General features: G+C 73.4%; 7 protein-coding genes. 2 read left to right on the top strand and 5 right to left on the bottom strand.

Annotated features, from left to right (window positions below):
- Nucleotides 1–99 precede the first annotated feature (99 nt).
- From OG580_RS21945 to OG580_RS21935, 3 genes are all read right to left on the bottom strand, one after another.
- Nucleotides 100–3,279, bottom strand: coding sequence for a protein kinase (locus tag OG580_RS21945; protein WP_267045367.1), 3,180 nt, complete (start codon nt 3,277–3,279; stop codon nt 100–102).
- A 148-nt stretch (nt 3,280–3,427) separates the two neighbouring features.
- Nucleotides 3,428–5,884 (bottom strand): serine/threonine-protein kinase, encoded by a 2,457-nt coding sequence (locus OG580_RS21940; protein WP_267045366.1) that lies wholly within the window; start codon nt 5,882–5,884, stop codon nt 3,428–3,430.
- Between the two features lie 218 nt (nt 5,885–6,102).
- Nucleotides 6,103–7,809, bottom strand: coding sequence for a glycerol-3-phosphate dehydrogenase/oxidase (locus OG580_RS21935; RefSeq protein WP_267045365.1), 1,707 nt, complete (start codon nt 7,807–7,809; stop codon nt 6,103–6,105).
- A gap of 222 nt (nt 7,810–8,031) precedes the next feature.
- Between OG580_RS21935 and OG580_RS21930 the strand changes: the two genes are divergently transcribed.
- A complete protein-coding gene (locus OG580_RS21930) occupies nt 8,032–9,273 on the top strand; it encodes a nucleotide sugar dehydrogenase (RefSeq protein WP_267045364.1) in 1,242 nt (413 codons plus the stop codon).
- Nucleotides 9,274–9,378: 105 nt separating this feature from the next.
- Complete coding sequence (locus OG580_RS21925; protein ID WP_267045363.1) at nt 9,379–9,645, top strand: hypothetical protein; 267 nt, start codon at nt 9,379–9,381, stop codon at nt 9,643–9,645.
- 172 nt (nt 9,646–9,817) lie between these two features.
- Here OG580_RS21925 and OG580_RS21920 read toward each other — a convergent pair whose 3' ends face one another.
- Together OG580_RS21920 and guaB are read right to left on the bottom strand one after the other, a co-directional pair.
- Nucleotides 9,818–10,942 (bottom strand): GuaB3 family IMP dehydrogenase-related protein, encoded by a 1,125-nt coding sequence (locus OG580_RS21920; RefSeq protein WP_267045362.1) that lies wholly within the window; start codon nt 10,940–10,942, stop codon nt 9,818–9,820.
- 106 nt (nt 10,943–11,048) lie between these two features.
- Nucleotides 11,049–12,551 (bottom strand): IMP dehydrogenase, encoded by a 1,503-nt coding sequence (guaB, locus tag OG580_RS21915; RefSeq protein WP_267045361.1) that lies wholly within the window; start codon nt 12,549–12,551, stop codon nt 11,049–11,051.
- Nucleotides 12,552–12,683 lie beyond the last annotated feature (132 nt).

The following is a 12,683-nucleotide window of genomic DNA, read 5'->3' as shown; positions in this document are numbered from 1 at the left end:
GTCCGGCTCAGCGCGTCGGTCGCGTCGGGCTCAGCACGTCGTTCCCGTCCGGCTCAGCGCGTCGTTCCCGTCCGGCTCAGCGCGTCGTTCCCGTCCGGCTCAGCGTCCCGGCCGGAACGCCTTCGTGGCCTCCTCGTGGATCTCGGAGACCTTGTCGCGCTCGCTGTTCGGGCCGATGACCAGCACGACGTGGTACCGGCCGCCGTCGATCAGGGCGAGGTTGCGGACGAAGACCTGACGCCCGGTGCCGTCCAGCCACCAGTAGCTGCCCGTGGCCGTCGCCGTGTTGCCGATGACGACCCGGCGGGTCGACTCCGCGCCCGACCAGCTGGACGTGCGAACCGGCTCCAGCTCGCGCTCCTTGGTGTTCTGGTACTCCAGGGGGTCCGAGCCGTTGTCGCGGACGGCGTCCCGGCCGGGGACCACGATCATCGTGAAGTCGCCGTCGGTGTAGCGCACTTGCCCGGCGTCGTTGATCGGGCTGCGTCGCCACCCGGTCGGCACCGCGATCCGGAAGCCCTCCGGGTCCTGGCGCAGGGCGTACCCGGCGGCCGGGGCGGGCGCCGGCGGATCGGCCGCGGGCCGGGTCGTGGACGGCTCGGCCGACGGTTCCGCGGGCTGCCCGGTGGTCGCGGACGGAGCGCCCGTGGGTACGGCGCTCGGCGCGGTGGTACGGGGGGACGAGCCGGTCGTCGGAGCGCCCGCCGCCGGCTCCTTCCCCTCGCCCGGCAGGAAGAAGACGGCGTACGCCACGGCCCCGCCGAGCAGGAGCAGGACGAGGAGCAGCAGGGTACGGCCGAGGGAGCTCGGCGAGCCCTCGGCCCGAGCCGGGCTCCGGGGGGTGCGGGGTGCGCGAGGGGCCCGGGGCGTACGGGGTGCGCGCTGCGGGACCTCCTCCTGGAACTCCATGCGCTCGTCGGCGTACGCGCCCTGGTTCGCGGTCTCGTACGCGCCCTGGTCCGCGGTCTCGTACGCGGCATCCCGCGCGGCCTCGTACCCGTTCTCGTGGAGGGCCGTCGTGCCCGCGGCCGGGCGGGGGTCCTTGCCCCGCTTGTGACGGTGACGGCCGGCCCCCGCGCCCGCCGCCGCCGCCTTGCGGCGCCTGCGCACCAGCTCGCCGCGACGGCGCACGATCGGCAGCCGCGTCTCGTCGAAGGACGGCAGCGGCACGACGCCGGCACCGGCCTCCGGCTCCGGCGCCGAGCGCACGAGGGAGCGCAGCCAGCCGCGCAGCTCCTCGAAGTCGGGCCGCTCGGTGGGGTCCTGGCGGAGCAGGGACTCCACGACCGGGCGCAGCGGCCCGCACTCCTCGGCGAAGGCGGGCGGCTCGGCGCAGACCAGTTGGACGAGCTCGGCGGCGCTGTCCTCCGGGTAGGGGGCGTGGCCCTGGACGGCCCGGTAGAGGAGTGCGCCGAGCGCCCACAGATCGGTGGCGGGGCCGATGGGCGGGGCGAGCCGCCAGTTCTCGTGCACGGGGCCGGCCTGCTCGGGTGCCCAGCGCTCGGTGACGGCTCCGACGACCGCGATCCTCGTCTGACGGGCCCGCTCGGCGGCGAGGCGCGTGGTGGGACCGCGGTGGACCTGGGCCGGTACGGCGCCCCGCTCGGGCCCGGGGACGCCGGCCGGGACCGGGAGGCGCGCGGGGTCCGGCGTCGCGGCCGTGTACCCGGCGGGCAGCGCCGGGCGGCCCGAACCGGGCAGCACGGGACCGCGGCCGGGGCCGGAACCACCGGCGGGGATCGGCCCGGAACCGTCGCGCGCGGCATGCGGACCGTCGCTCCAGTTGCCGGCGAGGTGCACGCGCGGCGGGGGCCCGGCCTGCGGGCCGCCGCCGTACGTCAGGTCACCGTCGTCGTCGTCACCCTCGTCGTCGTCCGCCGCCTGCGACCACCACTGCGGCTCGGGCGTACGGGACGCGGGCACGGGGGCGGGCGGCGGTGCGGGCGCGGGAGCCGGGGCCTCGGGCGGCTCCGTCGGCGCGGGGCGCTGGACGGGGAGCGCCCCCGTCTCGCCGAGCCGCGCCGCGGCGCGCGCCCCGGCCCGGTACGCGGCGATGGCCCCGGCCCGCGCGGCCCGTACGTCGGCGGTGGGCGGCGGGGCGACGGCCCGGGGCTCGGCCCCGGTCCTGGGCTCGGCAGCGGACTTCGCCCCGGCTCCGTACGGGTCGGCCCCGTAGGGGTCCCGCCCGTACCCGTCGTATCCCTCGTATCCCTCGTGCTCGTCGTACGCGTCGGATCCGTCGGTCTCGCCGTCGGGGCCCGGCCCGGGATCGGTTCCGTGACCGTAGGCCACCTCCCCGAGAGGCTCCTCGCCCGAGTCCGCCCCGTACGAGGCCTCGTCGGCCTCCTCGTAGACGACCGCCTCCTCGTAGACGACCGCCTCCTCGTAGACGACCGCCTCTTCGTAGACGCCCGTCTCTTCGTAGACGTCCGCCTCTTCGTGGAAGCCCGCCTCTTCATAGGCGTCCGCCTCCCCGTGGACGCCCGCCTCCCCGTGGACGCCCGCCTCCCCGTAGACCTCGGCCTCGTAGAGGTCTGAGCTGTACACCTCGGCGAACTCGGGCTCCGGCGCGGGCGGGAAATCGGGCTCGAACTCGCGGGACGCGAAGCCGGCCGACGTCCCGGCCTCCGTCCCCGCCCCGAACCTCGACCCGAACTCCCGCCCCTCGTCCTCCGGTTCCGGCACCGGCGCGTAGCCACACAGGGCCTCCTCCGCGGCGCCCACCGCGAGGCCCGTGAGGACCACCCGGCCGTCGTCGCAGACGAGCACGGTCCTGGAAGTGATGTTCCGGTGGACCCAGCCGTGGGCGTGGAGCGCGCGCAGGGCGGTGAGGACGTCCGCGCCGATCTCGGCCGCACGGTACGGGTTGAGGGGCCGCTCGGCGAGGAGCGCCGCCAGTGGCCTGGCGGCCACGACCTCACTCACTATCCACAGCGAACCGGCCTCCGCGAAGACGTCGAAGACCTGGTCGAGGAGCGGGTGGTCGGGGATCTGCGCGGCGGCCTGGGCGGCCTCGATCGCCCGCCGCACGACGGGCTCGGCCGGCCGGCGGGTCGCGCGCCCCTCGCCACCGTAGGACTGGGCGGGACCGTCCCCGTCGTCGAGCACCTCGGCGTCGACGAACTCCGGCAGCGGCACCTGGCGGACCAGGACCTCCTGCCCGCTGTACGTGTCGAAGGCGCGCGTCTCGGCGAAGCCGTGGACGCCCTCGTCCGTGCCGGTCGGCGGCAGCGGCAGGCGGTAGCGGTCCGCCAGCACCCTTCCCGCGTAGTCGTCCACGACGCCTCCCCACGCGCGCACGCTGTCCCCCGTGGACCCGCGGATCCTTCGGATCACGCGAGTCCGTCAATTCCGGTCCGGCACCGTGCAGTTAGCGGCATTTGTCGGCTGCGAACGGTCCACGGCCTCTCACGATACGTGGCGCCGGTCAGTCCTTGGGGCTGAACGTGGCGAACGCCGTCTCCCGCAGGGTCCGGCACTCCGCGCCGTTCCACTCGTCCGCCTTGCAGGTGACCATGATGGAGTAGCCGTGCGTGGCGTCCACCTTGAAGCCGCGGTTGAGCACACGGACGGTCATGCCCTTCTGCGTACGCGTGAACTCCCAGTCGGCGACGGTCGGGTAGCCCTTGTACGAGACCGACCTGATGCCGATGTGCCGGTAGTCCTCGCTGGTGACGGCCACACCGGCCCGGGCCAGCTCCCAGGCGCTCTGCGCGTTGTCCTTGGGGCTGTCGTTGAAGTCGACCTGGACGCGCGGGAAGCCGCCGCTCTCGCTGAATATCCCGCCGAGGGCGTATCCCGGTATCGAGCGGAGCTTGAAGGTGGCGGGCATCGCCATGGAGAAGTGGAACTTGGCGTTGGTGACGAGGGTGTAGCCCGCGGGCAGCTGCGCGCCGGTGCCGCCGCCGGGCTTGCCGGTCGGCGTGGTGCCACCCTGCCCGGCCGTCGTCCCGGTGGTCGTCCCGGTCGTGGTCCCGGTCGTGGTCCCCGTCGTCGTCCCGGTCGTGCCCGTGGCGCCCGTCGATCCGCTGGATCCGGTGTCCCCGGGCTGTACGCCGCCCTGCTGGCCGGGCCCGCCCGGCGACTGCCCGCCGGACCCGGAATCCCCGGAGCCGCCGGACCCGTCGGCACCGCCGCCGGACACGCCGGCCGAGGCCGTCGTGCCGCCGGTCCCCTTGCCCTCGTTGCCCTCGTCGCCGCCGCCGGTGAGGGAGACCACGAGGATCGTCCCGAGCAGGGCGAGGACGGCGACCGCGGCGATGATCACCAGGGTGCGGCGCGGTACGACGTCGGTCAGCGGCGCGCGGGCCGGGGCCTGCCGGCCGCCGCCCTGGATCGGCTCCGGCCTCGGCTTCGACTTCGGCTCGGCCTTCGCGGAGGCCGCCGCGTTACGCACGGACTTCAGGGCGCCGCGTACCCGGTCGGCGGCGACGGCGGCGTCGGGCGTCCTGTCACGGTCGGCCGCCGGACCCGTCGGAGCCCGGTCGGGGTGTGGCGGAAGCGGTACGACCCTGGTGACCTCGGGAGAGACCTCCGGCGCCGCGTCGGGCGCGTCGAGCACGGCCCGCAGCAGGACGCGCGCGCGGGCGTCGTCCAGGCGCTGGGCCGGGTCCTTGGCGAGCAGGCCGTAGATGACCTGCTCCAGCTCGGGTCCCGCGTTCTTCGGCGGGTCGACCGGCTCGGTCATCACGGCCGTGAGCGTGGCGATCGCGGAGCCCTTGTCGTACGGCGGGCTGCCCTCGACCGCCGCGTACAGCAGTCCGCCCAGCGACCACAGGTCGGCGGCCGGTCCGGGCTTGTGGCCGCGGGCGCGCTCCGGCGAGATGTAGGAGGGCGCGCCGACGAGCATGCCGGTGGAGGTGATCGAGGGGTCGCCCTCGACCTGGGCGATGCCGAAGTCGGTCAGGACAACCCGGCCGTCCTCGGCGATCAGCACGTTGGACGGCTTCACGTCACGGTGGAGGATGCCCTCGCGGTGCGCGGAGCGCAGCACGTCGAGGATGGCGAGGCCGACCTCGGCGGCGCGGCGGGCCGTGAGCGTGCCGTCCTCGCGCACCGCCTCGGCGAGGGACTTGCCCTCGATGAGCTCCATGACGATCCACGGGCGGTCGTCCTCGTCGACGACGTCGTACACGGTCACGGCGCCGTTGTTGCGGATCCGGGCGATGGCCTTCGCCTCGCGCAGGGTCCGGGTGATGAGGCGTCGCTTCTCGTCGTCGTCGATGCTGGTGGGGAAGCGGAGCTCCTTGACGGCGACGGTACGGCCGAGCGTCTCGTCGACCGCGCGCCACACGGTTCCCATGCCGCCGCGTCCGAGGACCACGCCGAGCCGGTAGCGGCCGGCGAGCAGCCGGCCCTCGGTCACCGGGTCCTTGCGGAACCGGTCACCGCCGAGACCACCGCCGGATCCGGCAGAGCCGCCGGACGCCCGCGTGACGCGTCCGGCGCCGGCCGCGTCGGCGCGCCGGCTCTCGCCGTCGCCGTCCCCGGCGCCGAATCCGGCCCGGCCGGTGGACGGCTCGGTGCCCCGCATCCGGCCCGCGGCGCCGGAGGACTCGTCGGCGACCGCGTCGGCGACCGCGTCCGGCTTCGCCGTCCCGTCGGTCACCGCGCCCGCGGCCTCCCGGGAGACGTCCGGCCCCGTGGCGCCCTTCGCGTCGGCGGCGTCGCCGGCACCGCCGGCACCGCCCGAGCCCTCGGCTCCCACGGTGTCCCGCGCGGCCTTCGCGTCGTCCGTGACCTGCGCGTCCGTCACGTCCCGCGGGTCCCGCTCCGCTTCACGCGCGGACGGGACGACCCCTCGGTCGCCGTCGGTCGCGGCCCCCACGGCAGCGTCCCGCCGGGGGTCCCTCGCCGTGTCCCGCGACTGCTCCGACTCCGACATGCGTCCCCTCTGCGATCCCTGATCTTCGCCGCGTCTGCCGCTTCCCGCGTGCTGCGGTAACCCGCCCTGGAAGAGAGGCCATTGTCCCTCACCTCGGGACCACTGCCTCCCCCGGGTCCGCACTCCGGGATGACGACGCCCCCGGACACCCCTCAGGTTCCCGCAGGATTCCGGACGACACGGACGTCCCGCCAAGGCTCCCCGTCACGGACGTCCCGTCAGATCGGCACGATGTCCGGCGCCCCGAGCCGTGCGGCGTCCGCCGTCAGGTCGTCCGGCTGCCGCTGCGATTCGCGTTCGGCCTCGACCCGCTTCTCGTAGTGCTCGACCTCCTTGTCGATCTGGTGGGCGTCCCAGCCCAGGACGGGCGCCATCAGTTCCGCGCACTCGCGTGCGCTGCGCGTGCCCCGGTCGAAGGTCTCGATGGAGATCCTGGTCCGCCGGGTGAGGACGTCGTCGAGGTGGCGCGCACCCTCGTGCGAGGCGGCGTACACGATCTCGGCGCGCAGGTAGTCGTCGGCCGCCGCGAGCGGTTCCCCGAGCCCGGGGTCCTCGGCGATCAGGTCGAGGATCTGCTCCGTCAGCGAGCCGTACCGGTTGAGGAGATGCTCGACCCGGACGACGTGCAGCCCGGTCCTGGCCGCCGTTCCGGCCCGGGCGTTCCACAGGGCCCGGTAGCCCTCCGCGCCGAGGAGCGGGATGTCCTCGGTGACACAGGCGGCCACGCGCTGGTCGAGGCCGTGGACCGCCTCGTCGACCGCGTCCTTGGCCATGACGCGGTACGTCGTGTACTTGCCGCCGGCCACCACGACCAGGCCGGGGACCGGGTGGGCGACGGTGTGCTCGCGCGAGAGCTTGCTCGTGGCGTCCGACTCGCCCGCGAGCAGGGGCCGCAGGCCCGCGTAGACGCCCTGGACGTCGTCCCGGGTGAGCGGGGTGGCGAGCACCGTGTTCACGTGCTCCAGGAGGTAGTCGATGTCGGCGCTGGACGCGGCCGGGTGGGCCTTGTCGAGGTCCCAGTCGGTGTCGGTGGTGCCGACGATCCAGTGCCGGCCCCAGGGGATGACGAACAGCACGGACTTCTCGGTGCGCAGGATGAGCCCGGTGGTCGAGTGGATGCGGTCCTTGGGCACGACCAGATGGATGCCCTTCGAGGCGCGGACGTGGAACTGGCCGCGCTCGCCGATGAGGGCCTGGGTGTCGTCCGTCCACACGCCGGTCGCGTTGACGATCTGCTTGGCCCTGATCTCGTACGAGCCTCCGGACTCGACGTCCTGGACGCGCGCGCCGACGACCCGCTCGCCCTCGCGCAGGAAGCCGACGACCCGGGCCCGGCTGGCGGCCTTCGCGCCGTAGGCCGCGGCGGTGCGCACGAGGGTGGTGACGAAGCGGGCGTCGTCCATCTGGGCGTCGTAGTACTGGAGGGCGCCGACCAGGGCGTCCTTCTTGAGGCAGGGCGCGACCCGCAGGGCGTTCCGCCGGGAGAGGTGGCGGTGGGTGGGCAGGCCCCTGCCGTGGCCCGAGGAGAGGGACATCGCGTCGTACAGCGCGACGCCCGAGCCCGCGTAGAACCGCTCCCAGCCCTTGTGCTGGAGCGGGTAGAGGAAGGGGACGGGCTTCACCAGGTGGGGTGCGAGCCGCTCCAGGAGCAGTCCGCGCTCCTTGAGTGCCTCCCGTACGAGCGCGAAGTCCAGCATCTCCAGGTAGCGCAGGCCGCCGTGGATGAGCTTGCTCGACCTGCTCGACGTGCCGGAGGCCCAGTCACGGGCCTCGACGATGCCGGTGGAGAGTCCTCTCGTGACGGCGTCGAGAGCGGTGCCCGCGCCGACCACTCCGGCGCCGACGACCAGCACGTCCAACTCGCGCTCCGCCATGGCCGCGAGCGCCTCGGCGCGCTCGGCGGGTCCCAGTGTCGCTGTCCTCACGGCTGCTGCCTCCCGTCGTCCCCCGCCTCGATTCTGGCCCGGTCCGTTGAGTTCAGCCACCGCCTCGCCGCCACCCTGTGGATAACACTCGATGACCTTCGGCCCCACAATGCCGCATATCGGTCATATTTACGCCTAGTCTGACATTGCGCTCACCTCGTTCTGTCCACCGGGGTTGCGCGTCGCGCTCCCTCCGGCTACTGGGAAGGACGGCCCACCCCCATGCCCGCTGATCTCGCCGTCATCGGCCTCGGCCACCACGGACTCCCCCTCGCCCAGGCCGCCACCGCCGCAGGCGTCGACACCATCGGCTACGACACCGATCCCCGTCCCGTCGCCGAACTCGCCGCCGGCCGGTCCCCGGTCGACGGCTCGCTCACCGCGCCGGAGATCCGCCGGATGCTCGCGGGCGGCTTCCGGCCCACCACGAACACCGCCGAACTCGGCCGCGTCCGCACCGCCGTCCTCTGCGCGCCGACCCCCCTCGGCCCCGACCGCGCCCTCGACCTCACCGCCGTCACGGACGCGGCCCGCGCCCTCGCCGCCCGGCTGCGCCCCCACACCACCGTCCTCCTGGAGTCCCCCGTCCCGCCGGGCACCACCGAGGGCCTCCTCCGCGAGCTCCTCGAAGCGGGCTCGGGACTCCGCGCCGGCCGCGACTTCCACCTCGCGTACTCGCCCGGCCGCCTCGACCCCGGAAGCCGTACGCACGGCTTCGCCGGCACCCCCAAGGTCATCGGCGGCCTCACCCCGGCCTGCACGGAGTCCGCCGCCGCCTTCTACGGCCGGCTCACCGACAAGGTCGTCCGTGCGCGCGGCCCGCGCGAGGCCGAGACGGTCAAGCTCCTGGAGACCAACTTCCGGCACGTCAACATCGCCCTCGTCAACGAGATGGCGGTCCTCTGCCACGAGCTCGGCGTCGACCTCTGGGACGTCATCCGCTGCGCGGAGACCAAGCCCTTCGGCTTCCAGGCCTTCCGGCCCGGCCCCGGCGTCGGCGGCCACGGCGCCTCCGTCGACACGATCGGCGCCCACCGCCCGCTCCGCCTCGTCGAACTCGCCGGCCAGGTCAACGAACGGATGCCCCAGTACGTCGTCCAGCGCGCCGCCACCCTCCTCAACGAGCACGGCAAGTCGGCCCGCGGCGCCCGGATCCTGCTGCTCGGGATCACGTACAAGCCCGACCTCCCCGACCGCCAGGGCTCCCCCGCCGACGAGATCGCCCGCCGCCTCATGGACCTCGGCGCGGCCGTGGCCTACCACGACCCGCACGTCCCCGACTGGCGCGTCCGGGAGCTCCCCGTCCCCCGCGCGGACTCCCTCTACGAGGCCGCCGCCCACGCCGACCTGACGGTGCTGCTCCAGCACCACCGCACGTACGACCTCCAGGGCCTCTCGGTCAAGGCCCAACTCCTCCTCGACACTCGCGGCGCCACCCCCGCCGGCGCCGCGCACCGCCTCTGAGGCCGGCCCCGGCCCGGAAACCCCTATGCCGTCGTCATGCACCACTGCTAGCCTCCGGGACCTCCGCGCGCACCGTTCCACGCGCGCACCGTCCCGGGGGCTTTCGTGTTCTTCCTCATCCTTCTGCTCGTCACGTTCTTCCTGACGGCAGGAGTCGCCGGCCTGTGCCTCGCGCTGAACGTCAAGAACTGCGCCGTCCGGCTGGAGGCCCGGCAGCTGAGCAACCTCCAGCTGCGCGCACACGCCCGGGGGGACCTCGGCCCGCCCGACAGGATCGCCACCGCCTACGGCATCCGCTGGGCCGGCGGGCTGGCGGCCCTGGTCGGACTCGGCATGATCCTCGCGCCGCTCATCGCGGCACTCATCGGCTGACGCCCGTTCCCGTACGACCTCACTTCACCCGTCCCTGGGGGGATCGGCGCCATGAGCCAGCCCGTTCCGCCGCCCTCCGGAGGGGCGAAGAAGGCTGCCCGGTAATCCGCCGCGCACACGGCGAGGGGCCCCGCACCACCCGGTGCGGGGCCCCTCGCGCGTGTGCGTCGGGTCAGCGCTTGTGCTGCGCGTCCGCGACCGTGACCTCGACGCGCTGGAACTCCTTGAGCTCCGTGTAGCCCGTCGTGGCCATCGCCCGGCGCAGGGCGCCGAAGAAGTTCATCGAGCCGTCCGGGATGTGCGACGGGCCCGCGAGGATCTCCTCGGTGGTGCCGACGATGCCCAGGTCGACCAGCTTGCCGCGCGGCACGTCCTCGTGGACGGCCTCCATGCCCCAGTGGTGGCCCTTGCCGGGCGCGTCCGTGGCGCGGGCCAGCGGGGAGCCGATCATGACCGAGTCGGCGCCACAGGCGATCGCCTTCGGCAGGTCGCCGGACCAGCCGACACCGCCGTCGGCGATGACGTGCACGTACCGGCCGCCGGACTCGTCCATGTAGTCGCGACGGGCCGCGGCCACGTCGGCGACGGCGGTCGCCATCGGGACCTGGATGCCCAGCACGTTGCGCGTGGTGTGCGCCGCGCCGCCGCCGAAGCCGACGAGGACACCCGCCGCGCCGGTGCGCATCAGGTGCAGGGCCGCGGTGTACGTGGCGCAGCCGCCGACGATGACCGGGACGTCCAGCTCGTAGATGAACTGCTTCAGGTTCAGCGGCTCGGCCGCGCCCGAGACGTGCTCCGCGGAGACCGTCGTGCCGCGGATGACGAAGATGTCCACGCCGGCGTCGACGACGGCCTTGGAGAACTGCGCGGTGCGCTGCGGGGAGAGCGCGGCGGCGGTGACGACACCGGAGTCGCGCACCTCCTTGATGCGCTGCCCGATCAGCTCTTCCTTGATCGGGGCGGAGTAGATCTCCTGCAGACGGCGGGTCGCGGTCTCCTCGTCCAGCTCGGCGATCTCGTCGAGCAGCGGCTGCGGGTCCTCGTACCGGGTCCAGAGGCCCTCGAGGTTGAGGACGCCCAGGCCGCCCAGCTCGCCGATACGGATGGCGGTCTGCGGCGACACGACCGAGTCCATCGGAGCGGCCAGGAAGGGGAGCTCGAAGCGGTAGGCGTCGATCTGCCAGGCGATCGAGACCTCCTTCGGGTCCCGGGTGCGCCGGCTCGGTACGACGGCGATGTCGTCGAACGCGTACGCCCTGCGGCCGCGCTTGCCGCGCCCGATCTCGATCTCAGTCACGATGTGTGGCCTTTCCCTCTACGTCTGCGCCTACCAGTATCCCCGACACAAGCGTGGGGGGCGGCTCCGGCCACATGCCGGAACCGCCCCCACGCGTCGCGCTGTGTTACTTCCTGCTGTAGTTCGGTGCCTCGACCGTCATCTGGATGTCGTGCGGGTGGCTCTCCTTGAGGCCCGCGGACGTGATCCGGACGAACCGGCCCTTGGACTCCATCTCCTCGATGGTGGCCGCGCCCACATAGCCCATGGTCTGGCGGAGGCCGCCGACGAGCTGGTGCAGGACGTTGGCCAGCGGGCCGCGGTAGGGCACCTGGCCCTCGATGCCCTCGGGGACGAGCTTGTCGTCCGAGGCCACCTCGGCCTGGAAGTAGCGGTCCTTCGAGTACGACCGGCCCTGGCCGCGGGACTGCATCGCGCCGAGCGAGCCCATGCCGCGGTACGACTTGAACTGCTTGCCGTTGATGAACTGCAGCTCGCCCGGGGACTCCTCGCACCCGGCGAGCAGGCTGCCCAGCATGACCGTGTCGGCGCCGGCGGCGAGCGCCTTGCCGATGTCGCCGGAGTACTGCAGGCCGCCGTCGCCGATGACCGGGACGCCGGCCGCGCGGGCGGCGAGCGCCGCCTCGTAGATGGCGGTGACCTGCGGGACGCCGATGCCGGCGACCACACGGGTGGTGCAGATGGAGCCGGGGCCCACGCCGACCTTGACGCCGTCGACACCGGCGTCGATCAGGGCCTGCGCGCCGTCACGCGTCGCGACGTTGCCGCCGATGACGTCGACACCGACGCTGGACTTGATCTTCGCCATCCAGTTCAGGGCGTTGCTGTTGTGGCCGTGGGACGTGTCGACGATCAGGAAGTCGACGCCCGCGGCGGCCAGGCCCTGCGCGCGCTCCAGCGCCTCGGGGCTGGCGCCGACGGCCGCGCCGACGAGCAGCCGGCCCTCGGCGTCCTTGGCCGCGTGCGGGTACTTCTCGGCCTTGACGAAGTCCTTGACCGTGATGAGGCCCTTGAGGATGCCGGACTCGTCGACGAGCGGCAGCTTCTCGATCTTGTGGCGGCGGAGCAGCTCCATCGCGTCCACACCGGAGATGCCGACCTTGCCCGTGACCAGCGGCATCGGGGTCATGACCTCGCGCACCTGGCGGCTGCGGTCCGACTCGAAGGCCATGTCGCGGTTGGTGACGATGCCGAGGAGCTTGCCCGCCGGGTCGGTCACCGGGACACCGCTGATGCGGAACTTGGCGCACAGCGCGTCGGCCTCGGCCAGCGTCGCGTCCGGGTGCACGGTGATCGGGTCGGTCACCATGCCGGACTCGGAGCGCTTCACGAGGTCGACCTGGTTGACCTGGTCCTCGATCGACAGGTTGCGGTGGAGCACGCCCACGCCGCCCTGCCGCGCCATGGCGATCGCCATGCGGGACTCGGTGACCTTGTCCATCGCCGCGGACAGCAGCGGAATGTTCACGCGCACGTTGCGGGAGATGCGGGACGAGGTGTCGACCGCGTTCGGGAGGACCTCGGACGCGCCCGGCAGCAGCAGCACGTCGTCGTAGGTCAGCCCGAGTGTCGCGAATTTCTCGGGCACTCCGTCGACGTTTGCAGTCATGACACCTTCCCCAAATGGCCTTGATCGGTGCGGATGTCCATGCTAACGGGCCGAAGCCGTGTCTCATTCCACGATCAAGATCAGCCAGAAGCTTTGGACGTTTGTACGTGTACGAAAGGGCCGACAGGCCCC

This window comes from Streptomyces sp. NBC_00094 (assembly GCF_026343125.1).
In the GTDB taxonomy this organism is placed as follows: Bacteria; Actinomycetota; Actinomycetes; order Streptomycetales; family Streptomycetaceae; genus Streptomyces.
The sequence above is the reverse complement of the archived record's forward strand: the minus strand, read 5'-3'. Positions and strand labels throughout refer to the sequence as shown.